This is a genomic window from Cnuibacter physcomitrellae (genome assembly GCF_014640535.1).
Lineage (GTDB): Bacteria > Actinomycetota > Actinomycetes > Actinomycetales > Microbacteriaceae > Cnuibacter > Cnuibacter physcomitrellae.
This window is the reverse complement of the sequence record NZ_BMHD01000002.1, coordinates 253863-274938: the sequence shown is the minus strand read 5'-3', so window position 1 is coordinate 274938 and position 21076 is coordinate 253863. Positions and strand designations below refer to the sequence as shown.

25 protein-coding genes and 1 tRNA gene are annotated in these 21076 nt (G+C 71.8%); 14 read left to right on the top strand and 12 right to left on the bottom strand.

The features are described from left to right. Window positions 1–2: 2 nt before the first annotated feature. A complete protein-coding gene (locus IEX69_RS18170; protein ID WP_085018898.1) occupies window positions 3–191 on the top strand; it encodes a hypothetical protein in 189 nt (62 codons plus the stop codon). Between the two features lie 79 nt (window positions 192–270). Here IEX69_RS18170 and mscL read toward each other — a convergent pair whose 3' ends face one another. From mscL to IEX69_RS18155, 3 genes are read right to left on the bottom strand one after another with little or no spacing between them, the layout of a single operon-like run. After that, the gene (mscL, locus tag IEX69_RS18165; RefSeq protein WP_085018899.1) at window positions 271–780 is read right to left on the bottom strand and encodes a large conductance mechanosensitive channel protein MscL; all 510 of its coding nucleotides are present in this window, start codon (window positions 778–780) and stop codon (window positions 271–273) included. Window positions 781–803: 23 nt separating this feature from the next. Next, window positions 804–1154, bottom strand: coding sequence for an FmdB family zinc ribbon protein (locus IEX69_RS18160; protein ID WP_085018900.1), 351 nt, complete (start codon window positions 1152–1154; stop codon window positions 804–806). 19 nt (window positions 1155–1173) lie between these two features. Beyond that, window positions 1174–1758, bottom strand: coding sequence for a 5-formyltetrahydrofolate cyclo-ligase (locus IEX69_RS18155; protein ID WP_085018901.1), 585 nt, complete (start codon window positions 1756–1758; stop codon window positions 1174–1176). Window positions 1759–1843: 85 nt separating this feature from the next. Between IEX69_RS18155 and galU the strand changes: the two genes are divergently transcribed. The 7 genes from galU to IEX69_RS18120 all read left to right on the top strand — a co-directional run bounded on the left by galU (window position 1844) and on the right by IEX69_RS18120 (window position 8386). After that, the gene (gene galU / locus IEX69_RS18150) at window positions 1844–2734 is read left to right on the top strand and encodes a UTP--glucose-1-phosphate uridylyltransferase GalU (RefSeq protein ID WP_085018902.1); all 891 of its coding nucleotides are present in this window, start codon (window positions 1844–1846) and stop codon (window positions 2732–2734) included. 54 nt (window positions 2735–2788) lie between these two features. Then, complete coding sequence (locus tag IEX69_RS18145; protein ID WP_085018903.1) at window positions 2789–3445, top strand: GNAT family N-acetyltransferase; 657 nt, start codon at window positions 2789–2791, stop codon at window positions 3443–3445. 85 nt (window positions 3446–3530) lie between these two features. Continuing rightward, window positions 3531–4319, top strand: a complete 789-nt coding sequence (locus tag IEX69_RS18140) for a response regulator transcription factor (protein ID WP_373284503.1) — start codon at window positions 3531–3533, stop codon at window positions 4317–4319. Beyond that, window positions 4316–5857 (top strand): sensor histidine kinase, encoded by a 1542-nt coding sequence (locus IEX69_RS18135; RefSeq protein WP_157127109.1) that lies wholly within the window; start codon window positions 4316–4318, stop codon window positions 5855–5857. Before IEX69_RS18140 ends, IEX69_RS18135 begins: the two co-directional genes overlap by 4 nt. Then, a complete protein-coding gene (locus IEX69_RS18130) occupies window positions 5854–6810 on the top strand; it encodes a hypothetical protein (RefSeq protein ID WP_085018905.1) in 957 nt (318 codons plus the stop codon). The genes IEX69_RS18135 and IEX69_RS18130 overlap by 4 nt, the downstream gene beginning before the upstream one ends. 132 nt (window positions 6811–6942) lie before the next feature. Then, on the top strand, window positions 6943–8277 hold the full coding sequence (locus IEX69_RS18125) for an acyltransferase family protein (protein ID WP_085018906.1): 1335 nt from the start codon (window positions 6943–6945) through the stop codon (window positions 8275–8277). Window positions 8278–8313: 36 nt separating this feature from the next. Continuing rightward, a tRNA-Ala gene (locus IEX69_RS18120) sits at window positions 8314–8386 on the top strand. Between the two features lie 162 nt (window positions 8387–8548). Here IEX69_RS18120 and IEX69_RS18115 read toward each other — a convergent pair. Continuing rightward, complete coding sequence (locus IEX69_RS18115) at window positions 8549–9211, bottom strand: hypothetical protein (protein ID WP_157127110.1); 663 nt, start codon at window positions 9209–9211, stop codon at window positions 8549–8551. Between the two features lie 628 nt (window positions 9212–9839). Between IEX69_RS18115 and IEX69_RS18110 the strand changes: the two genes are divergently transcribed. The 5 genes from IEX69_RS18110 to IEX69_RS18090 all read left to right on the top strand — a co-directional run bounded on the left by IEX69_RS18110 (window position 9840) and on the right by IEX69_RS18090 (window position 13054). Then, entirely contained in the window at window positions 9840–10142 is a 303-nt protein-coding gene (locus IEX69_RS18110; RefSeq protein ID WP_174604411.1) for a GNAT family N-acetyltransferase, read from the top strand. A gap of 82 nt (window positions 10143–10224) precedes the next feature. After that, complete coding sequence (locus IEX69_RS18105) at window positions 10225–10506, top strand: ArsR/SmtB family transcription factor (protein WP_085018908.1); 282 nt, start codon at window positions 10225–10227, stop codon at window positions 10504–10506. Window positions 10507–10517: 11 nt separating this feature from the next. Further along, window positions 10518–10907, top strand: coding sequence for a VOC family protein (locus tag IEX69_RS18100; protein WP_085021367.1), 390 nt, complete (start codon window positions 10518–10520; stop codon window positions 10905–10907). Window positions 10908–10987: 80 nt separating this feature from the next. Continuing rightward, window positions 10988–11158, top strand: a complete 171-nt coding sequence (locus IEX69_RS18095; RefSeq protein ID WP_085018909.1) for a CsbD family protein — start codon at window positions 10988–10990, stop codon at window positions 11156–11158. A 198-nt stretch (window positions 11159–11356) separates the two neighbouring features. Further along, entirely contained in the window at window positions 11357–13054 is a 1698-nt protein-coding gene (locus tag IEX69_RS18090; RefSeq protein WP_174604412.1) for a LuxR C-terminal-related transcriptional regulator, read from the top strand. A gap of 24 nt (window positions 13055–13078) precedes the next feature. Here the strand turns inward: IEX69_RS18090 and IEX69_RS18085 are convergent, their stop codons facing one another. The 5 genes from IEX69_RS18085 to IEX69_RS18065 all read right to left on the bottom strand — a co-directional run bounded on the left by IEX69_RS18085 (window position 13079) and on the right by IEX69_RS18065 (window position 17044). Continuing rightward, window positions 13079–14260: an SGNH/GDSL hydrolase family protein gene (locus tag IEX69_RS18085; RefSeq protein WP_157127111.1), complete on the bottom strand. Its 1182-nt coding sequence runs from the start codon at window positions 14258–14260 to the stop codon at window positions 13079–13081. Between the two features lie 77 nt (window positions 14261–14337). Further along, complete coding sequence (locus IEX69_RS18080; RefSeq protein ID WP_085018912.1) at window positions 14338–15198, bottom strand: Fpg/Nei family DNA glycosylase; 861 nt, start codon at window positions 15196–15198, stop codon at window positions 14338–14340. A gap of 75 nt (window positions 15199–15273) precedes the next feature. Further along, window positions 15274–15900: a dihydrofolate reductase family protein gene (locus IEX69_RS18075; protein ID WP_085018913.1), complete on the bottom strand. Its 627-nt coding sequence runs from the start codon at window positions 15898–15900 to the stop codon at window positions 15274–15276. Continuing rightward, entirely contained in the window at window positions 15897–16373 is a 477-nt protein-coding gene (locus IEX69_RS18070) for a hypothetical protein (protein WP_085021368.1), read from the bottom strand. Before IEX69_RS18070 ends, IEX69_RS18075 begins: the two co-directional genes overlap by 4 nt. Window positions 16374–16450: 77 nt before the next feature. After that, on the bottom strand, window positions 16451–17044 hold the full coding sequence (locus IEX69_RS18065; RefSeq protein ID WP_085018914.1) for a helix-turn-helix domain-containing protein: 594 nt from the start codon (window positions 17042–17044) through the stop codon (window positions 16451–16453). A 57-nt stretch (window positions 17045–17101) separates the two neighbouring features. Between IEX69_RS18065 and IEX69_RS18060 the strand changes: the two genes are divergently transcribed. Continuing rightward, window positions 17102–18484, top strand: a complete 1383-nt coding sequence (locus IEX69_RS18060; protein WP_085018915.1) for an NtaA/DmoA family FMN-dependent monooxygenase — start codon at window positions 17102–17104, stop codon at window positions 18482–18484. A 118-nt stretch (window positions 18485–18602) separates the two neighbouring features. On the opposite strand, the gene IEX69_RS18055 is transcribed toward IEX69_RS18060, so the two are convergent. The 3 genes from IEX69_RS18055 to IEX69_RS18045 are packed head-to-tail and all read right to left on the bottom strand — an operon-like array spanning window position 18603 to window position 21045. After that, window positions 18603–19538, bottom strand: coding sequence for a ferredoxin family protein (locus IEX69_RS18055; protein WP_217348675.1), 936 nt, complete (start codon window positions 19536–19538; stop codon window positions 18603–18605). Then, window positions 19535–20791 (bottom strand): cupin domain-containing protein, encoded by a 1257-nt coding sequence (locus IEX69_RS18050; RefSeq protein ID WP_085018916.1) that lies wholly within the window; start codon window positions 20789–20791, stop codon window positions 19535–19537. The genes IEX69_RS18055 and IEX69_RS18050 overlap by 4 nt, the downstream gene beginning before the upstream one ends. Continuing rightward, window positions 20788–21045, bottom strand: coding sequence for a BatC protein (locus IEX69_RS18045; protein ID WP_085018917.1), 258 nt, complete (start codon window positions 21043–21045; stop codon window positions 20788–20790). The genes IEX69_RS18050 and IEX69_RS18045 overlap by 4 nt, the downstream gene beginning before the upstream one ends. Window positions 21046–21076 lie beyond the last annotated feature (31 nt).

The window sequence follows — 21076 nt, the reverse complement described above, 5'->3', positions numbered from 1 at the left end:
GGGTGAACGAGCCCCGCATCCGACGTGCCGGTCGCCGTCGTGTGATCACCGACCCCGTGCCGGGCAGCGACCCGACGCCTCAGGACCTCCCGCGGGTCGAGCCGGTGCGCGCCGCCGAGGACGCGGACGCTCCGTCCGCCCGCGGGGAGAACGACGAGCGCTTGAGGCGCGACGTCCCTCCGCACTGGTGACCTCGGGCTTTGTCCACCAAAAGCACCTTCAGCGACGCGGGAAGGTGCATCTGGTGGACAAAGGCCCCGGGGGAGGGGGTCAGGAGGTGGCGGGGCCGCCGTGCCGGCCGTGCGGGGGCTCGTCCGTCACCGTGAGCGACGTGGGGGAGGTCGTGGCGCCGCTCGGCTGGGCGGCGGACGGGCGGCCGTGGGCGAGCAGGTCGCGGATCTCGATGAGCAGCTCCGTCTCGGTGGGCGGCAGCTCCTCCTTCTCCTCCTGCAGCGACTCGGCCGGGGTCTTCTTGAGGGAGAAGGCCATCTTCTTCAGGTGGTTGATGGGCAGCACGAAGACGAAGTAGACGACCACGGCGACGATGAGGAACTGGAGGATCGCACCGAGGACGGCTCCGAACTTGATCTGCGCCTCGCCGAACTGCACGACCAGGGCGTTGTCGAGGTCGCTGGCATTGAACCAGCCGCTGATCAGGGGGTTGATCAGGTTGGCGACGATCGAGTTGACGACCGCGGTGAAGGCGGCGCCGACGACCACGGCGACCGCGAGGTCGATGACGTTCCCTCGGAGGATGAACTCCCTGAATCCCTTGAACATGGGATCCAGCCTACGGAGCCCCGTCAGGAAGCGGAGGACGACCCGCTGCCGCTCGAGGACGACCCGCTCGAGGACGACGATCCGCTGGCGGACGACCCGCTCGTGGAGGAGCTCGAGCCGGAGGTGGACGACGACGAGCTCGAGCCCGAGTCGGACCCCGACGACGAGCCGCTCGACGACGAGCCCTTCGACGAGGAGCTCCGCGAGTCGGTCCGGTAGAAGCCCGATCCGTTGAAGGTCACGCCCACCGGGCTGAAGACCTTGCGCAAGCGGCCACCGCAGGCGGGGCACTCCGTGAGGCTGTCGTCGGTGAAGGACTGCTGGATGTCGAAGGCGTTGCCGCACTCGGTGCAGCGATACGAATACGTGGGCACGGCTGGTCTCCGCGGGCGTTCAGTGCGTGAAGCGCACGATCCTGGTGGGGGTGACGGCCCCGTCGACCGGAGCGTCATGCACCTCCCGCGGGACCTCGTCAAGGATCTCATCGTCGTACACGAGCGCAAAAACGGGAGGACAGCGCTCCATCGACCCGAGGGTGCGGTCGAAGTAGCCGCGCCCCCAGCCCATGCGGATGCCGCGGCCGTCGACGGCGGACGCCGGCACCACGATCAGGTCGGCGTCGTTGATGGCGATCGGGCCCAGGATCTCGCCCACGGCCTCCGGCACGCCATGGAGGCCCTCCGTCTCGGACTCGCCGTCGCCCTCGGTCCAGTCGAGCAGGCCGTCGGTGCGGCCGATGGGGAGGAGCACCCGACGCCCGCCCGCGACGGCCCAGTTGAGGAACGGACGCGTGTTCGGCTCGGTGGGCGAGGAGAGATAGGACGCGATGGTCCTCGCCCCGTAGGTCTCGGCGACGGCGACCAGATTCCGGGTGAGGCCCTCCGTGGCCTCCTCGACCTGCTTCGACGTCCGCGTGCGTCGTCGCTCGCGGAGCTCCGCGCGCAGTGCGCGCTTGGTATCGGTGACGTCTGCCGTCATACCGGAGAGTCTAGGCGCGCTGTGTGACACGGGTGTTTCCGCAAGGGCCCTCCTCCCGCGCCGCAACGTCGATACGCTGGATCGCATGGCGAAACCACTCAGCAAGGCGGTCATCCCCGCGGCGGGCCTCGGCACCCGGTTCCTGCCGGCGACGAAGGCGATGCCCAAGGAGATGCTGCCCGTCGTCGACAAGCCGGCGATCCAGTACGTGGTCGAGGAGGCCGTCGACGCGGGTCTGTCCGACGTGCTCGTGGTGACCGGCCGCAACAAGACGGCGATCGACAACCACTTCGACCGCGTCTACGAGCTGGAGTCCACCCTGGAGCAGAAGGGGAAGGGCGAGATGCTCCGCGTGGTCAACGAGTCGACCGCGCTCGCCGACATGCACTACGTGCGGCAAGGTGATCCGCTCGGACTCGGCCACGCCGTCCTGCGCGCTCGCATGCACGTGGGGAACGAGCCGTTCGCGGTGCTGCTCGGCGACGACATCATCGACGCCCGCGACGAGCTGCTGAAGCGCATGCTCGAGGTGACGGAGGCCAAGGGAGCCACGGTCATCGCCCTCATGGAGGTCGACCCGTCGATGACGCACCTCTACGGAGTCGCCTCCGTCGAGGCCACCGACGAGGACGACGTGGTCAAGGTCACCGGGCTCGTCGAGAAGCCCGAGCAGGGGTCCCAGCCGTCCAACCTCGCCGTGATCGGCCGATACGTCCTCCAGCCCGAGGTGTTCGACATCCTCGAGAAGACGCCCCCGGGCAAGGGCGGCGAGATCCAGCTGACGGATGCGCTGCTCACCCTGGCCGACGACGACTCGATCGCGGGCGGCGTCTACGGCGTGGTGTTCCGAGGCCGCCGATACGACACCGGCGACAAGCTCGACTACATCAAGGCCATCGTGCAGCTCGCGACGGACCGCTCGGACCTGGGCCCCGACCTCCGCCCCTGGCTGAAGGACTTCGTCGCCGGTCTGTAGAACCGGGCGGCTGGAGCCCCGGCATCCGAACCACGACGCGGTAGTGTTCGAGCGATGTTCATACCGACCCTGAGCGACGGCCCCATCTCGATCCGTCCCATCCGCGTGCGCGACGCCCGTCCGCTGGAGCGCGAGCTGGTGGAGAATCGGTCGTGGCTGCGCACGTGGGAGGCGACCAGCCCTCACGGGCCGTCGTCCTTCGACACCCGCACGAGCATCCGATCGCTGCTCGCCAACGCGCGGGCGGGGCTCGGGCTGCCCTTCGTGCTCGAGTGGGAGGGCGAGCTGGCCGGCCAGCTGAACGTGTCGTCGATCAGCTACGGATCCGTCGCCTCGGCCAGCATCGGGTACTGGGTCTCCGAGCGCTTCGCCGGGAAGGGCATCACGCCGACGGGCGTCGCGCTCGCGACGGACTACTGCTTCTACTCGGTGGGACTGCACCGGGTCGAGATCTGCATCCGCCCGGAGAACGGCCCCAGCCTGCGTGTCGTCGAGAAGCTCGGCTTCCGCTACGAGGGACTCCGGCGCCGCTACATCCACATCAACGGCGACTGGCGCGACCACTTCTGCTTCGCCCTGGTCCGGGAGGAGCTCGCCGGCGGGGTGCTGAAGCGGTGGAAGACGGGCGACGTGCCGGCGGGGGAGGGCTCCGTGCCGGAGGCCGAGCGCGCCGCGGCCGCCCAGCAGCTTCCGATCGACCCGCGCCGCTGAGCGGTCGATCAGAGAACATTTGAGGTCTCCATGAATGCCCGACCCGACTCGGTGGGCCCCCGCGCCGCTGTCCGATAATCGGGGGGTGACGATCCCGCCGCCCTCCGAGTCCGCCGGCACCCTGCCGGATCCGGGCAAGCGGCGAGCCGTGCTGGCGAAGCTGCCGCGCATCCGCCGCCCCGACGGCAGCCCGATCAGGGTGCTGCTCGTCGACGACGAGCCGGTCCTCACCAACCTCGTGAGCCTGGCCCTCGGCTACGAGGGCTGGATCGTCGACGTCGCCGCCGACGGCAGGGAGGCGCTCTCGCTGTTCGCCGAGGCGCGACCCGACCTCATCGTGCTCGACATCATGCTCCCCGACATCGACGGGGTGTCGATCCTGCGCCAGCTGCGCGAGAGCGGCGACTCGACCCCGACGCTGTTCCTCACCGCGCGCGACTCGATCGACGACCGGATCGTCGGGCTCACCGCGGGCGGCGACGACTACATGACGAAGCCGTTCAGCCTCGAGGAGCTGGTCGCCCGGCTCAGGGGCCTGCTCAGACGGACGGCCCAGGCGGAGCCGTTCGAGGTCACCCGCATCGAGGTGGGCGACCTCGTGCTGGACGAGGCGAGCTACGAGGTGATCCGGGGCGGCGATCAGATCTCCCTCACCACGACCGAGTTCGAGCTGCTGCGCTACTTCATGCGCAACCCCCGGCGGGTGCTGACCCGTGCGCAGATCCTCGACCGGGTGTGGAACTACGACTTCGCGGGCAAGGCGAGCATCGTCGACCTCTACGTGTCGTATCTCCGCAAGAAGATCGACCTCGGCCGGCCGAAGATGATCCACACCGTCCGGGGTGTGGGATACGTGCTCCGAGCCACGACGTGACCGGTGCGACGGCCCGCGGGCGGGCGCCGCTGACGCTCCGCGCGAGGATCACCATCGGCGTGACCGTCGTGGTGGCCGCGGTGCTGGCCGCGATCGGTGCGGGCTACGTGGCCACGCTGAGCTCGTCCGTGACGACGGTGGTCGACAGCCAGCTCACCGGCTCGGCGGCGGCGCTCGAGCACTCCGTCGACAAGTTCGGTCCCGGCGGCCACGGCGGACCGGGCTACTCCAAGCCGATGACCTCGTACGTCGGGCTCGGGCCGGGCACGATCATCGCCTACCTCGACGGCGGCTCGGTGGTGGAGTCGGCCTCGTTCACCGACGCCGACGCGACCGCCCTGGGCCCCGCGGCGGCCGACGCGGTGCAGGCGGCCGCGGATCAGGGCGACGGGCGGCGGACGGTCGACGTGCCGGGGCTCGGCGACTACCGGATCGACGTGACGACCCGCGACGACGGCTCGACCCTCGTCGCCGGGATCTCGCTCGGCGTCGCGCAGGCCGCGGTCACGCAGCAGACCGTCGTGATCGTGCTGCTCGCGGTGCTCGCGCTGCTCGTGATCGTCGTCGGCGTGCTGGTGGTGGTGCGGCTCGCGCTGAGGCCGCTCGACCGTGTCGCGGAGACCGCCGCGAGCGTCGCGGCGCTGCCCCTCGCCAGCGGCGACGTCTCGATCGCGCAGCGCGTCGACGCGGTCGACACCGACGCCCGCACCGAGGTGGGGCAGGTGGGCGCCGCGCTCAACCTGATGATCGACAACGTCGACCGCGCGTTCGTGGTGCGGGCCGAGACCGACCGCCGGATGCGCCGCTTCGTCACCGACGCCAGCCACGAGCTGCGCACTCCGCTGGCGGCCATCCGCGGATACGCCGAGCTCACCCGCCAGGAGAGCGGCGAGCTGCCCGAGCTCACCGAGTACTCGCTCCAGCGCATCGAGGCGGAGGCGAGCCGGATGGGCTCGCTCGTCGACGACCTGCTGCTGCTCGCCCGCCTCGACGAGGGGCAGGACCTCCGGATCGACGACGTCGACCTCGCCGAGGTGGTCGCTAACGCCGTGAGCGACGCCCGCGCGGCCTCGCCCGACCACGAATGGGCGGCCGACGTGCCCGACGAGCCGGTGCTCGTCCGCGGAGACCACGAACGACTGCACCAGGTCGTGGCGAACCTGCTCTCGAACGCGATGGTGCACACGCCCTCCGGCACCACGGTGACGACGACCGTCGAGCCGGTGGACGGCCGCGCCCGGGTGCAGCTGACCGTGGCCGACGACGGTCCCGGCTTCCCGGCCGAGCTCGTCCCCGAGCTGTTCGAACGGTTCGTGCGGGGAGACGGCTCGAGGTCGCGCAGAGCCGGCAGCACGGGCCTCGGGCTGGCCATCGTCCGGTCCATCGTGGAGGCCCACGGCGGTTCCGTCGCCGCCGACACGACGGCGGCGGGAGCCCGCCTCGTCGTCCTGCTGCCCGCTTCTCCGGATGCGCTTCCTCGACACGCGCCCGGAGGTCATGAGAACAGCACCGGATCGGCCATACCGTTGTCGGCATGAGCACGGACTGGCTGGGAGGCGGACTCGTCATCGCCCTCGCTGCCGTGCTGTGGCTGGTGTACCTGCTGCCCTCCTGGTTCCGGAGTCGGCAGTACCTCGCCACCGAGCGCAACGCCGTCCGCCTGCAGCAGACGCTGCGCATCCTCGCCGAGACGTCGGAGATGCCCGACGAGGTCCGGCTCGAGGTGAACGCCCGCACCGTGCACGAGCAGCAGCGGCTGCTCAAGCGCGCGGAGGCGGAGGCCGTGCCCGCGGCGATCAGAGCAGCCGATCGGCTTCGCCGCACCCGCGCCGTCGCGAGCCTCGTGCTGGTGATCTCGCTGAGCTGCTCCGTGCTGGGCAGCATGCAGGCCGTCTACACCGGCGCCTGGGCCGTCGCGGTGGTCGGCACGGTCGTCGGCGTGCTCAGCATCGTCGTGCTCGCCCGTCTCTCGCGGGCCGGCCGGCGTCTGCGCCTTCCGGCTCCCGCCTCGTCCACGGCCCCCGTGACCATGGCCGACGTCTACGACGACGTGGCCGACGAGCCGATGCCCGAGCTCGTCCTCCCCGAGATCGAGGAGCCCCGGTCGACCTGGACGCCGATCGCCCTGCCGAAGCCGCGCTACCTCGCCGACGTCGAGGCCGCCGTCGCGGTCGAGGCTCCGCCCGCTCCGGTCGCCGAGCCCGCCCCGGCATCGGCGGCGCCGGCGAAGCGCATCGACCACCAGGAGACGCTGCTGCGGGCCGCTGCCGCCGCGGAGGACGCCCTCCGAAGCCGCCTCGAGGCGGAGGAGGCCGCCGCGGAGGAGGCGACGGCGGAGGTCGAGTCGATCGAGCCCGAGGCGGCGCCCGTCGCTCCGGTCGAGCGTCCGGCGCGGACCGCTCCGTCGCGGTTCGCCCGCATGGGCATCGTCGACGACGTCCGGCCCGAGCTCGACCTCAACGAGATCCTCGCCCGCCGCCGCGCCGGCTGATCCCGCTGGGCAGCATCGCCCTTCCCTCGTCTCTCGCCATGCTCAGGTGGTCTCGCCACACCGATCGACGTGGCGAGACCACCTCAGCATGGCGACACGTGGGCGAGGAACACGCCCTCATAGGATGAGGGCATGGACGACGCCGCCCCGCCGACCGTGCCGAGCCGCCCGACGAAGGTCGCCTCCGCCGCCTCGTCGATCGACCTGTCGAAGCGCGATCTGACCCTCGACCTCGCCCGTGTCTTCTGCGTGCTGCTCGTCGTCCTCATCCATCTGCTCATGGTGGGGGTGGGATTCGGGCCGGATGGCGCGCTCGAGATCTCGCGACCGCTCGAGGCCCAGTGGTGGTTCGCTCCGGTCACGTGGGTGGGGCAGATCATGCCGCTGTTCTTCGTGGTCGGCGGCTTCGCCTCCCTCACCGCGTGGCGCAGTCTGACGCGGCGCGGCGGTACGGCGGGGGAGTACGTCCGCAGCCGTGTGCTGCGCCTGGCTCAGCCGGCGCTGCCGCTCTTCGTCTTCTACGCGGTCGTGATCGGCGGCGCGCGGCTGCTCGGCGTCGATCCCGCCATCGTCGACGTCGCCGTGCAGGGAGCGGCCTCCCCGCTCTGGTTCCTGGCCGCGTACATCCTCTGCCAGTCATTGGTGCCGGTGATGGTGCGGATGCACGCGACGGCCCCGCGGGCCACCCTCGTCGTGCTGCTGGCCGGGGCGATCCTCGTGGATGTCGCCCGCTTCACCAGCGGCGTGCAGTCGGTCGGCCTCATCAACCTGTTCTTCGTCTGGCTGCTCGTGCAGCAGATCGGGTTCTGGTACGCCGACGGCTGGTTCGCGGCCCGCCGATGGTGGACGCTCGCCCTCATCGGGCTCATCGCCTTCGCGACCCTCGTGCCCATGACCGTCTGGGGCCCCTACGCGCCCGACATGCTGACGAACCTCAACCCGCCCACCCTGCCCCTGATCGCCCTCGCGATCTCGCAGACCTGCGCCCTGCGGTTGCTGCGGCCCGCGCTGGCGGCTCTCATGAACACCCACGTCGCGCGCGGGATCGTCTTCCTCGTCGGGTCGCGCCTGATGACGATCTACCTCTGGCACCTGCCCGTCATCCTCGCGATCACGGGCCTGATGCTCCTCGTGCCGCCGCTCAGCCCGCCGCCGGCGAGCACCGCCTGGTGGTGGTCGCGCCCCGTGCTCTTCGTGGTGACGCTGGTGGCGCTCTACGGTCTCTCGTTCCTCGTCGGGCGCTGGGAGGCGCCGCGCGAGGTGGGACCCACCCCACCGCGATCCGTCATCGCGATCGCCGCGGTGCTGGCGTTCATCCCGCCCTTCCTGGTGCTCCAGTTCTTCATGGACCTCCCTCTGGCGATCATCGGCAGCGTGCTGCTCTCGGTGTCCGTGCTCCTCCTCGGCCGGTGGGGGAGCCGCCTCGCCACCCGGTCGGAGCCCGGATTGGCGTCGAGGCCCGGTTGAGACGTAGACTGTTTGGGCTGTCGCGCACGCGACCGCGGGGCTATGGCGCAGTTGGTAGCGCGTCTCGTTCGCAATGAGAAGGTCAGGGGTTCGAATCCCCTTAGCTCCACCGACAGGGCCGCCTCCGGGCGGCCCTTCTCGTTTCCCGGGGCGATGGGCTTGGCGCTCTCGACCAGCGCGACACGGTCCGCGGTGCCGGCGATGACCCGAGCGTCGGTGCGGAGCTCGCGTGGCGGGCGGGTCGCCGCCATCGAGGCCGAGCCGCCCGGCGTCACTCGGCGACGTACAGTCGACAGGCCCCGATCACCTGCAACTCGGACTCGTCGAGGAAGACCGCGGTGGCACGAGACTGGTTCTCTTCGTCGAGAAGCGCGATGCGGAGCGATGGTCCGGACGTCCAACGGAGGCGGTAGAGCAGCCGATCCAGTTCGGTCGTGAGATGCCGCGCGCCATGATCTGTGAGCCACAGGAACAGTCGGGCGTGCAGCAGCTCCGCGTCGAGGAGGTGGAGCGGAAAGCTCGTGCTCGTGGATCCGGTGAGCGTCACCAGCGCCGCCGCAGTAGCGCGGTCGGATGGCCCCGCGTCGTCCAGGGCCTCGAAGAGCCGCTGCCACGAGAGAACCTCCGTCACCTCCGTGTAGGCGACGAGCCAGGTCGGCAGGTCGCGCCTGTCCGCAGGTCGTCTGCCGTCGAGGAGGGGCAGCTCGGCGGCGTAGAGCGCGACTGCGAGGGGGTCGCCGTCGAAGTATCGGACCCAGAAGTCAGGGATGCCCCAGGCTGTCGGCTCGAGCGTGAACAGACCGTCGCCCTCGACCTTCGCCGACCAGGAGCCGGGGAGTTCGCCGTCGACGATCTCGAAGCTCGACCCAGGGTAGACGCCGGGGGTGGCGCCATCGATGAGGCGGAGGTACGACCCAGTGGGAGACACCGTCATGCTCACCACCGTGTAGGTGCGTCCGATCTCGACGCCGCCGATCGTCCGTCCATTGTCGCTATCGACAGTCGTGCACAGAGCCCTCAATGTCCATCCCCCCGTCCTTCGAAGAACCCCGGAGGACATCATGGCACCAGCAGCGGCGACGCACTGTCGCTCGCCGTTGCCCCAAGACCGTGGTCGACTACGTCTCCCAGGCGCCCCCCCCGCAGTTGAACGGCGCCACCCGGACGGTCCCGGGTGACAGAATCGGCGAGGTGCAGGCTCCCGTCGATTCCGCTCCGCGTCGAGTCGTGCGGGCTGGCTCGCCGGAGGAAGCAGCGCTCGCACGAGCCGGATGGATCGTCGTGGCGAGATCGTGGGCGGCCGAGCTGAACGCAGGGGCGGTCGGGAGACAGCCGCTGATCGACCGGATGTCGCGCGTCGCCGACGCCGTCGTCCTTCGTGAGCTGCTGGCGCGCGATGCCACCGCGGTGCTGGCGTTGGACGCTCGAACGCTCGGCGACTACCCCGGAGACGTGGCCACCGCCCACGCGCCCCTGAAGGCCGAGGGCGCGACCCCCTCGCCAACGCGACGCGGGTGGGGAGCGTTCGACGAGCGGGGGAGCCTCGTCGGCCCACGTTCGTCGTGGTCGAGCCGCACGTGGTCGAGACGGACTTCACCGTGGTCGACGCCCCGTGGCGCGGGCGAGGGATCGGGGCCGCGGTGAAGGCGGCGTCCGTGCTGGCGCTCCTCGGCGAGGGGCAGACACGGTTCCGCACGGGCGGGGATGCGGGCAACGCGGCGAGCCTCGGCGCCAGCCTCGCCCTGGGCTACGTCGTCGACGAGGAGTGGCTGACGCTCGCGCCCACACAGGGGCTCGGTGAGGGTGCCGGAGAAAATTCAGGGGATGAGCCCCCTCGTCCACGATGGCGGGACGAGGGGCCCTAGCCCCTGAGTTTTCCGCGCCCACCGCACCCGCGGGCCGACGGGGCCCTTGACGGGCAAGCCGTGACTTGCATAAGGTGACCGCGTGGTCGACGTGTACCGGGCTATCTCGGACGAGACGAGGCGGCTGCTGCTCGACGTGCTGCTCCAGCGCGACGAGCAGACGCTCTTCGAGCTGTGCTCGACGCTCTCGATGCGGCACGGGCTGACGCTCACGCGTCAGGCGGTCACGCAGCATCTCGACGTGCTCGAGCAGGCGGGGCTGGTGCGCTCCGAGCGTCGAGGCCGCTACCGGGTGCACACCATCGACACCACCCCGCTCGCGCAGATCGCCGAGCGGTGGCCCCAGAGAGGGTCAAGACCGTGAGAGGCGAGACCGTGAAGCTCCAGACCGTGTCCATCTTCGTCGACGACCAGCAACGGGCCCTCGACTTCTACACCTCCGCGCTCGGCTTCGAGGTCGCGGCCGACGTCCCCCTGGGCGAGCACCGCTGGCTCACGATCGTCGACCCCGACCGGCCGGACGGCACGCAGATCTCGCTCGAGCCCAAGGCCCACCCCGCGGTGCCCCCGTTCGTCGACGCCCTCGTCGCCGACGGCATCCCGTACTGCGTCCTCGGGGTCGAGGATGCGCAGGCGGAGTACGAGCGGCTGCTGGCCCTCGGCATCACGTTCACCATGCCGCCCACCGACGTGGGCCCCGTGATCGTCGCCGTGTTCGACGATACGTGCGGCAACCTGATCCAGTTGGCTCAGAACACCATGTGACCTGCTGGCGGATGTCCGGGGCAGGGCCAGGCTGGTCCGTAGGCGCAGCGAGCGCCCGACGACAAGCGGAAGGAGCAGCCATGGGACTCGGAGACAAGATCGAGAACGCGGCCCAGGATGTCAGCGGCAAGGCCAAGGAGGCCTTCGGCAAGGCGACCGACGACGACTCCAAGGTGGCGGAGGGCAAGGCCGACCAGACCTCGGCCGACTTCAAGAAGGCCGGCGAGAACGTCAAGGACGCGTTCAAGTAGGACTCACCTCAGGAAGGGCGCTCCGCCGCACGGGGAGCGCCCTTCCCGCCTGTCCGGCGCCGTCCTGGAGCCCGCACGGGCACGGTGAGCGCCTCCCGTCCCCACCGCCGGGCCGGTATCGTCGGGGGAGGGACAACGATGGCCGGCGGGTCCACCCGTATCCGGCTCCGTCCCGTGGTGGGGACGGAGAGGGTCTGGATGGGCGACGACATCGACCCGCGCCTCGAGGTCGAGCCCGGCGACGCCCTCGACGCCTCCCTGCGCTGGGTGGCCCACGTCGACGATCCTGCGCACCGACGCCGGCTCGCGCTCCGTGCGGTGACGACGGCCGTCCGCACGGGCGGCGTACATCGCCTGAAGCCCCACTCCGACCTGCTCACCGGCCTGGACGACGCGATCCTCGACCTCGTGGACGCCGCCGACGCCCTGCACTCCGGCGACCGTCGAGGGGCGGAGGTGCTCCTCGACGGTGTCGTCGGGAGCGCTCTGCGCCTCGACGCCGAGGCCGTGGTCTTGGCCGCGCAGGTGGCCGCCGATGCCACGGTGCAGGCGGCGAGCTCGGCATCCTGGGCGGATGCGGTCGCGGGCGTCGACCGGACGACGCGCCTTCTCGAGGGCCTCGACGACCTCACCGAGGACTCCGCCCGGTCGGACGGACGCAGCCGCGAGGACGTGCTCTCCGGCATCCGCTTCGATCTGAGGGGTGTGTCGGCGCTCGTGGAGTTCCACACGAGCAGGGCGCCGTCGGCTCCCTCCGCGGCGCTCGAGGCGCTGACGACCGCTCTCGCCCCGGCTCGCTCGGCTCGGATGCTCGGCGCGGTCCACGGGTTCGCTCTGCTCGCCCAGGGGAGCGTGCTCGACGGGCGACGAGAGCTGCGCGGAGCCGCCTCCTCCCTGTCGGCCGCGCTTCCTCTGCTCGCGCCCGCGCGGCCCGCTCTCGCCCGCTGGGCTCGAGCGGAGCTGGCGCTGGTGAGGGCCCGCCAAGGGCGGTGGGAGGAAGCGAGGATCCTCGCCGAGCAGCTCGCTGAGCCGTCCGAGGTCGACGCGGTCCCCGACCATCTCGTGCCCGCCGTCCGGGCCGTCATGGCCGCCCTCGGCGGCCGACTCGGGGAGTCCCTGCGCCTCGCGAGGTCGGTGCCGACGAGCGCGCCGCATCCGATCCCGTTCATCGCCTCGACTCTGGCGTCGCACGCGCTCGTCGCCGGCTCGATCGGACGCAACGACTGGGCGGCCCTCCACGACACCCTCGACGACATCGAGCAGCAGCAGCACCGGACCGTCTTCGACGAGACCGAGTGGACGGCCCTCCGTGCGCTGGCGCTGTGGCACCTCGATCGTCTCGACGAGTACCGCGCGCTGCACGCTCTTTGGGCCCGGAGTGCCGTCGCCGACAGCGCGTACTGCCTCGTCCACTCCGCGATCCTCGCCCGCATCGACGGGCAGACCGCCGAGACCCTGCGGCTGACCCAGCTCGCCGTCGACGCGCTCGACCGCGACTACGACCCGCTCGGCCGCACCTGGGTGCGCATCGTCGCAGGCACCCACGTGTCGCTCCTGGGCGACCCGGTGGAGGGGCTGACCCACTATGAGGACGCGCGCGCCGAGCTGCTGACCCTGGGAGCGGAGGGGTTCGCCGCGCTCTGCACCGGGATCATCCGCTCGACCAGCGACGCCCTCGCCGAGCGGTCGGGCGACGTGCTCGCCGCGCTCACCGACCAGCAGCGCCGCGTGGCGCAGCTCGTGGCGGAGGGCCACACCAGCGCCGAGATCGGCGGGATGCTCCACCTCTCGCGCAAGACCATCGACTTCCACGTGGCGAACATCCTGGTCAGGCTCGACCTCCGCACGCGACGCGAGATCACGAGGATGCTCCGGGCCGAGAGACCGGGCGGCTGACAGAGCCCGCCCGGCCCGCGCGGGTCAGCGGCCGACTCGCGTCCGGCGCAGGGCGCTCGCCGCGGCGAGGCCGCCGAGGAGGAGCGCCCCGGCGGCGAGGCCGAGCGGCAGGAGTGGCTCGGATCCGGTGTTCGCCAGGGCCGCGGCGGACGACGTGGGAGCGGGGCTCGCGGTCGGCGCGGGCGGGGCGGGAGCCGGGAAGGCGGCCTCGAACAGCGGCGCGAGCTGCCCCGCGATGAACGCGACGCCGGTCGCGTTGGGGTGCAGCGACCCCGGCACGGCGGAGGTGAGGTCGCTCGCGAGCGTCACGCCCTCGACGTACTGCTCGTCGGCGGGAGCGCAGGCGCTGTGCGCGAGCGTGGCCTCGAACGTCGGCACGTAGGTGAAGCCGGCCCCGGCGGCCGCGGTCTGCGCCTGGACCGCGAGGTCGAGCTCCTCTTCGATCTGGTGCAAATACGGCACGTCGGTGGTCGTGAACGGGAAGCTGTCGGGGACGGGCTGGAGGTTGTCGAGCGGGGTCGTCCAGCAACCGGCCGGTCCGGTCGGCGTGTGGTCGGCATCCGGGGTGATGGCCGGGTAGCCGACGACGAACACCTGCGCGTTCGGTGCCTTCGCCCTGATCGCCGCGAGCCCAGCGGCGATGTCGGGCACGACGACGTCGGCGAGGCGCTGTGCCAGCGTGTCGACCCCGCTCTGGACGAAGATGCTCTCGCAGTTCGACGCCTGGAACGGATCGGAGGGGTTCGTCCCCGCCACCGGGCCGGTGGGGCTGAGCGCGAGGCATGCGGCGGCCACGTCGGCGAAGCCGAGGTCGTTGCCGCCGAGGGTGACAGTGACGATGTCGGTGTCAGCGCTCAGGGCGTCCACCTGCGGGTCGGCGGTGCCCGCCGGAGTGACCTGCGGAGTGGTCATGTTCGTGGCCCAGGCGCCCGCGCAGGTGACGTCGGTGAGGTCGAGGTCGTACGCGGCCGCGAGCTGGTGCGGGTAGTCGACCGCGGCCTGCGCGCATCCGGGCACAGGCTCGCCGGTCAGCGGCGTGAGACCGTAGCCTGCGGAGTAGGAGTCGCCCAGCGCGACGTACTGGAGCCCCGCCAGGGCGGTGTCCTGCGGAGCGGCGTTCGCCGTCGCAGGGATCGCCACCAGGGCGGCGACGGCCAGTGCCGCCGATCCCGCTGCCATGGTCATCATGCCGAATCGACGTGTCACGCCTGTCCCCTCACCCTTGTGGTCCAGGCCACTCTAGGGGTGACCGGGCGGTGAGCCGCGCCCCCACAAAGGGGGATTCACTTCAGCAGACGTGACAGGACGCGATCGGCGAGGGGCTTCCCTCCGGTCTGGCAGGTGGGGCAGTACTGGAAGTTCGTGTCGGCGAAGGTGACCTGCCGGATGGTGTCGCCGCAGACCGGGCATGCCTCGCCCGTGCGCCCGTGCACCCGGAGACCGGACTTCTTCTCGGCCTTCAGCTCGGATGCCGCCAGTCCGTCGGCCCGTTCCAGCGCCTCGCGCAGGGTGGTCTGGAGGGCCTCGTAGAGTCGGGCGACGTCGTCGGACCCCATCGCGGCGGGCTTGTACGGGGACATGCGCGCCACGTGGAGGATCTCGTCGGAGTACGCGTTCCCGATGCCCGCGATCAGGGACTGGTTGCGCAGCACGCCCTTGATCTGCGACCTCCCGGATCCGGCCAGGATCTCGGCGAACCGCTCCTCCGTGAAGGACTCGTCGAGCGGGTCGGGCCCCAGGCGCGCGATCCCCGGGACCTCGGACGGATCGCGGATCACGTAGATCGCGAGGCTCTTCTTCGTGCCTGCCTCCGTGACGTCGAAGCCCGAGCCGTCGTCGAGCACGAGCCGCGCGGCGAGCGCGGTCTTGCCGGGCCGCCCGGCCGGCTTGGGCGCGGCCTCGCGCCAGCGCACCCATCCGGCCCGGGCCAGGTGCATCACCAGATGGAGGTCGCCGATGGCGAGGTCGAGGAACTTGCCGTGCCTGCGCACGTCGAGGACGGACTGGTCGTGCAGCTGGGACACGGGCGGGTCGAAGGTCTTGAGCACGGCGAACGACACCACGTCGAGTCGATCGACCTGGCGCCCGACGAGCCGGCCGCGGAGGTCGGTCACGAGCGCCTGCACCTCGGGGAGCTCAGGCATGCGTCCAGTGTGCACCGCTCATCCGACACGCGGCCAGGGTTCGCGCTCAGCGCATCCGGGGGCGGATGCCCGTGGTCACTCCCCGGCTGCCGGCTCGACGGTCTCGGCCGGGTCTGCGGCGGCCTGCCGGTCGTAGGTGACCACCCGCACACCACCCGGCAGGCGGATCTCCTCGGTCGGGTGGAAGGAGTGCGGGGTGAACGGTCCGTCGAAGAGCGGGACACCGGCTCCGATCACCGCCGGGGTGACCTTGAGCACGAGACGGTCGATCTCCGGGAGGAGCGAGTGCGCGAGGCCGCCTCCTCCGACGAGCCAGAGGTCGAGGCCGGGTTCGCGCTTGAGCTCGCGGACGCGCTCGACCGCGTCGCCGACCACGAGCTCCACCGCCGGGTCCGGTGTCCCGGAGAGCGTCGAGGAGAAGACCAGGTGGCGCAGATGGGGGTAGGCGTCGGTGACACCGGCCGCCAGCCCGACCTCGTACGACCCCCGTCCCTCGAGGACGGTGTCGAAGGAGCGCCCGGGATCGTCGATGCCGAGGGCGGCACGCACCGCGGCCGGGAGCGTCTCCGGGTAGGTCTCCACGATGAAGCGCACCACGTCGTCCGTCACCGGGAAGGAGGCGCGACCCGTGGGGTCGCCGCGATCCGGCTCGGCGATGAAGCCGTCGATCGTGGTGGCGACGTAGTAGACGAGCCGCCTCATCGCGAGCCCGGGGCCTCGCGGTCCGGGGTGGACCTGTCGTCGGGGAGGGCCTCGTGGTGGCGACGACCGTGCGTGCGGCGGTCCTCCTTCATCTCGGCCTCGAAGAGGTGGCGCCGACCCTCCGCGAGCTCGTCGCGGGCACGGCGCTCCGCCTCCCGGAACGCGGCCCAGTAGCCGTCGTCGAACTCCTCGACGATCTGGAAGGTCCAGCGCCCTTCGAGCACGTTGCGCCCGACGAGCTCGGTCTCGAGCCGATCGGCGATCTCCTCGTGCCCCGCGTCGCGGAACAGGGCCACGGCCTCGCCGAGCGCGAGGTCGGCCTGGCCGGTCATGCGGTGGAACCCGTAGAGGAACCCACGGGCGTTCTCGATGACCTCGAGCGCCTCGCTGAGCTTGCCTAGTGCCTCGACGGTGGCGTCGTCGAGGCCCTCCGGTCGGCGGTGGGCGGGGTCGGGTCCGTCGGTCTCGCTCATGCGGCCCACCGTACCGTCGGGTCCCGATCACCGCCCGGGCTCGGCCGATCTCGGCCCGGGCTCGGTCCGGGTCGACCTCAGGGGCCGCCCGGGGGAGAGGTCACGGTGAGCACCCGGTAGCCGTCGTCGTCGACGGCGCGCCAGAGGTGGCGTCGGCCCGAGGCGAAGGCGATCGAGTCGCCCCGGCGCAGCGTCTGCACGGATCCGTCGTGGAGCTCGACCTCGAGGACGCCGTCGAGCACGTACACGAACTCCTCCTCGGCGTGTGCGGCGAACTCCCCGTCGCGCTCCGTCCCGACCATCTCCGTGCCGAAGAGCCCGCCGGGCAGCTGCGCCAGCTGCCACGCGCGCCGCGAGCCTGCGACCGGCGAGGCGCGGTGGTCTCCGTGCACCACGTCGACGCCGTCGAGCTCCTCGCGATCGGTCGCTTCACGGGCCAGCAGGGCACCCTGGCGGATGCCCAGCGCATCCGACACCCGGGCCATCGACGTCAGGCTCAGCCGTGCGTGCCCGCGCTCGACCAGCGAGAGGAACGGCTGCGACATCCCGGTCAGGCCGGCGAGCTCCACGAGCGTGAGGCCGCGCTCGTGCCGCACCGACCGGATGCGCTCGCCCATGACGACGGCGTCGTCGTCGAGCGGCGACGTCGACCTCCGGGTGGATGCGGCCACCGCGTCCCCTCTCACTGTTCACACGAGCGTAACAATATTTATGTCATAAATATCGGTATGACCTCTCCTCTCGTGCTCGCGATCTTCCAGTACATCGGCCCCAACGGGACGATCGGCTCCGCCTGGCAGCATCCCGACGACACCTCCGCGGACTTCACCTCGCTGCAGCACTGGATCCGACTGGCGAAGAAGTTCGAGGAGGCTCGCCTCGACTTCCTCTTCTTCGCCGACAGCTACGGCTTCCCGGCGATGGACGGCGAGCTCATCCCGGCGTCGGTCCGCGAGGGGCGCGGCATCCCGCACGGCGACCCGATGCCCGTCATCTCGGCGCTCGCCGCGGCGACGGAGCGGCTGGGCTTCGTCGTCACGGCGTCGACGACGGTCGAGCCCCCGGCGGCGAACGCCCGCCGGTTCGCCACGCTCGACCACTTCACCGAGGGTCGCATCGGCTGGAACATCGTGACGGGCTCCTCCGGAGCGACGGCGGCCGCGCTCATGGGCAAGCCGCTCATCCCTCACGACGAGCGCTACGACATGGCCGACGACTACGTCGACCTCTCGCTGAAGCTGTGGGAGGGGTCGTGGGACGACGACGCGCTCGTGCGCGACAAGGCGGCGGGGGTCTACGCCGACCCGGAGAAGGTGCGCGTCATCCACCACGATGGTCCGTACTTCCGGGCCGACGGACTGCTCAACATGCCGCCGTCGAAGCAGCGCACGCCGCTCCTCGTCCAGGCGGGCACCTCGGGCCGCGGCATGGAGTTCGCGGGCAAGCACGCGGAGGCGGTGTTCGTCGCGGGCGGCGACCCGGAGCGCGTGGCGCGCAACATCCAGGGCATCCGCGACGCGGCGGTCGCCGCGGGACGCGAGCCCGACTCGATCAAGGTGCTCGTCGGCGCGCTGTTCCTGGCCGGAGCCACGTCGGAGCAGGCGCGCGCCACGCACGAGGAGATGCTCGCGATGTCGACCCCCGAGGGTGCCGCCGCGATCTTCGCGGGGAACACCGGCGTCGACCTCCTCGCCCTCGACCCCGACAAGCCGCTGACGCAACAGAGCACCGAGCTCGGCCTCTCCAACCTGCAGCGCTACCTCGGTCGCGACGGCAAGCCGGCGCCGCTCGTGCGCGACATCATCGAGGACTTCCGCGTGACGGGCATCAACGGCAGCGTCTTCGTCGGCACCGGCGAGGACGTCGTCGACCAGGTGGAGGAGTTCGTCCGGATCACGGGTGCCGACGGGTTCCTCATCCAGCCGCACATGACGCCCGGGACGTACGACGACTTCATCGAGCACGTGCTGCCGGTGCTCCGTGCCCGCGGCCTGGCGCGGAGCGAGTACGAGGGCGACACGCTGCGCGAGCGGCTCTTCCCCGAGGGGACCGCGCACCTGCCCGCCTCGCACCCCGGCGCGGCGTATCGCACGGCTCCCGTCGGCGCCTGACGCGACCCCGACGTCGCGAGATGACCGCAGAAAGGTCGCCTGAGAGCGCGCATGAGGCTCTATGAGCGTCGTCTCGGCTCTCAGGCGACCTTTCGGCGGTCACTCTCGCGCGGAATGCTCAGGCGGGAAGGGTGCGCAGCGAGGTGAGCGCCCACTCGCGGACGCGGCCCGGACGCGTGGTGCCGCAGGTCGAGAGGAGCGGGGCGGACAGCGTCTCCGCGAGCTCCACCACGACACGGCCGCCGTCGGCGCCGGCCAGCTCCACGACGTGGTGGCCGACGTCCCGGTGGTGGAGGCTCCCTCCCTCGGCCAGCGGAGCGAAGGAGTCGAGGCGGTCGTCTCCGGACTCGACGCGGGCGAAGTGCTGCGCGGCCTGGACCGGGTGCGACAGAGACGTCCGGCCGCGGAACCACGGCTCGGCGACGCGGCCGTCGAGGTAGCCCTGGGCGATCGCGGCGACGTCGGCGTCGTCGATGCGACCGTAGGCGAGGCCGTGCGGGAACAGCACCATCGTGGCGGCGAAGCGGTCGCCGCCGAGATGCGAGCACTCCCACGTCTCCTCGGGGAAGGCCGCCGCGAGGTCCAGGGCCGCCCGCCGGCCACGGACCGCGCAGCACTGGTCGTGGCGCCCATGGGCGCACACGGCGAAGATCGGGCGGTCCGAGAGGACGCCCGCCGATCCGTCGAGCGGGACGTCGAGCAGGTCATCCGGATCATCCACCTCGCCCCAGCGCACCGACTCCGACCCGGGACGCGCGTCGACGACGGCCCAGCGCCAGCGCGGCACCGCGTCGCGGCGGCCGGGCCTGCGGATGGCGAGCGGTCGTATGCCCGCCCGTTCGGTCCGCGACACCAGGGCCCCGCCCAGCTGCGGATCGAAGGGCGGATCCAGCAGCGCGCGGGGACCCCATCCGCTCGCGAGCTCGACCAGGAACCACCGCAGTCCCCGGCCGGCGGTGCCCCACAGCGGATCGTCGCGTTCGCGCGAACGGTCGCTGCAGGGCTCCCAGGCTGTGCCACCCAGCCCCGTGCTCGGGAGCGCGAGAGCGCTCACGGCGCCAGGACCAGGACCGCCTCCCGCAGCAGCCGCCTGGCGACGACGACGGCCGACTCCGGGTCGAGCCCGGGAAGGTCGGCCACGGCGATCGGGCCGCCGGCGGCGAGCCGGTGGAGGGCGTCCGCTGCTTCGGCGGGAAGGGAGAGCGAACCCTCGCGCGAGCGGATCGTGATGCGGCCGTCGGACTCCTCGAGCCGGGCCCGGAGTCCAGCGCGCCACCGCACGCGCGTGCGTCCATCGAGGCGCGCGATCGCGTCGACCGTGGCGAGCGGCGAGACCGGCTCGGGGCGTGTGGTCTCAGCGAGCTGGGCCGCGAGGGCGTCGGCGACCGGGCGCACGACGTCGCCCGGCAGCTCGTCGGCATCGGGCAGTGCGGCGCGGAGCGCCTCCAGCGTCTCCTCGACGAGCGGACGCACGGCGGCGGCGTCAGTCCAGTCGACGCCGAGGGGCAGAGGGCGTCGGAGCTCGGGCGATTCGCCGAGCCGAGCGAGGATCGAGCGCAGGACGTCGTCGCGGGTGAACGACGGCATCCCGATCGTGAGGTGCACCGACGTGCCGCCGAGCGCCTCGGCGGAGTGGATCCACCCCCGCGGCAGGTAGAGGGCGTCGCCGGGTCGGAGGACGGCGTCGATGACCGGAGACTCCTGGGCCCGGGCGGCGACGGCGGCTCGGTGCTGCGACCAGGGCTGGTCGCGCAGCGGATGCTCGTGCACGGGGGCGTGGATGCGCCAGTGCTTCTCGCCCGCGATCTGCAGCACGAAGACGTCGTGCACGTCGTAGTGCGGGTCGAAGCCCCGCGAGGAGGCGGGCGTGACGTACGCGTTGACCTGCGCCGGATGCCCGAGGTCGTCGACCAGCTCGCGCGTGAAGTCGATGAGGGGCGGCCACAGGCGGTGGAGGCCCTGGAGGACGATCGTCGCTCCGTCGGCGAAGCGGGCCAGCACCTTCGCCGAGTCGACCTGATCGGCGATCTCCGCCCCGAACCCGCCGGATCCCGTGAACCGGCCGGGCGACAGCACGTCGCCCTCCTGGGCCATGCGGATGAACGGGGTGCGGACCCCGCGTCGGCTCACCAGCTCGTCGACCGCGGCCGAGCTGAAGAGGTCGTCGAAGTCACGCGGCAGAGCCGAGGCGGGCGTGAGCAGCGGGGAGGCGCCCCAGTACTCCCGCGCGAACGTGTCGGGCGAGACTCCTATGCAGCGAGAGAGCGCGGGCCGATCGCTCGGCCCGCGCTCGACGTCGGTGCTCACGCGGAGCCGTCGGCCCCGCCGTCGTGTCCGTTCGGGTTCGCGCCGCCGTCGGCCGGGCCCTCGCCCTCCGACGCCGAGCCGTCGGCCCCGCCGTCGTGTCCGCCCGGGTTCGCCCCGCCGTCGGCGGTGCCCTCCCCGGCCGACGCCGAGCCGTCGGCTCCGCCGTCGTGTCCGTTCGGGTTCGCTCCGCCGTCGGCGGTGCCCTCGCCACCCGCGGCTGCGCCGCCCGTGATGTCGTCGTCGCTGATGCTCATCCTGACTCCCATCGTCCGTCATGCCCGACCC

Bases quoted from the DNA above. Each gene is read 5' to 3' on its own strand.
- galU (WP_085018902.1), top strand. From the start codon at position 1,844: ATGGCGAAACCACTCAGCAAGGCGGTCATCCCCGCGGCGGGCCTCGGC.
- IEX69_RS18060 (WP_085018915.1), top strand. From the start codon at position 17,102: ATGACCTCTCCTCTCGTGCTCGCGATCTTCCAGTACATCGGCCCCAAC.
- IEX69_RS18145 (WP_085018903.1), top strand. From the start codon at position 2,789: ATGTTCATACCGACCCTGAGCGACGGCCCCATCTCGATCCGTCCCATC.
- IEX69_RS18070 (WP_085021368.1), bottom strand. From the start codon at position 16,373: ATGAGCGAGACCGACGGACCCGACCCCGCCCACCGCCGACCGGAGGGC.
- IEX69_RS18080 (WP_085018912.1), bottom strand. From the start codon at position 15,198: ATGCCTGAGCTCCCCGAGGTGCAGGCGCTCGTGACCGACCTCCGCGGC.
- IEX69_RS18045 (WP_085018917.1), bottom strand. From the start codon at position 21,045: ATGAGCATCAGCGACGACGACATCACGGGCGGCGCAGCCGCGGGTGGC.
- IEX69_RS18125 (WP_085018906.1), top strand. From the start codon at position 6,943: ATGGACGACGCCGCCCCGCCGACCGTGCCGAGCCGCCCGACGAAGGTC.
- IEX69_RS18095 (WP_085018909.1), top strand. From the start codon at position 10,988: ATGGGACTCGGAGACAAGATCGAGAACGCGGCCCAGGATGTCAGCGGC.
- IEX69_RS18155 (WP_085018901.1), bottom strand. From the start codon at position 1,758: ATGACGGCAGACGTCACCGATACCAAGCGCGCACTGCGCGCGGAGCTC.
- IEX69_RS18090 (WP_174604412.1), top strand. From the start codon at position 11,357: ATGGGCGACGACATCGACCCGCGCCTCGAGGTCGAGCCCGGCGACGCC.
- IEX69_RS18075 (WP_085018913.1), bottom strand. From the start codon at position 15,900: ATGAGGCGGCTCGTCTACTACGTCGCCACCACGATCGACGGCTTCATC.
- mscL (WP_085018899.1), bottom strand. From the start codon at position 780: ATGTTCAAGGGATTCAGGGAGTTCATCCTCCGAGGGAACGTCATCGAC.
- IEX69_RS18130 (WP_085018905.1), top strand. From the start codon at position 5,854: ATGAGCACGGACTGGCTGGGAGGCGGACTCGTCATCGCCCTCGCTGCC.
- IEX69_RS18115 (WP_157127110.1), bottom strand. From the start codon at position 9,211: ATGACGGTGTCTCCCACTGGGTCGTACCTCCGCCTCATCGATGGCGCC.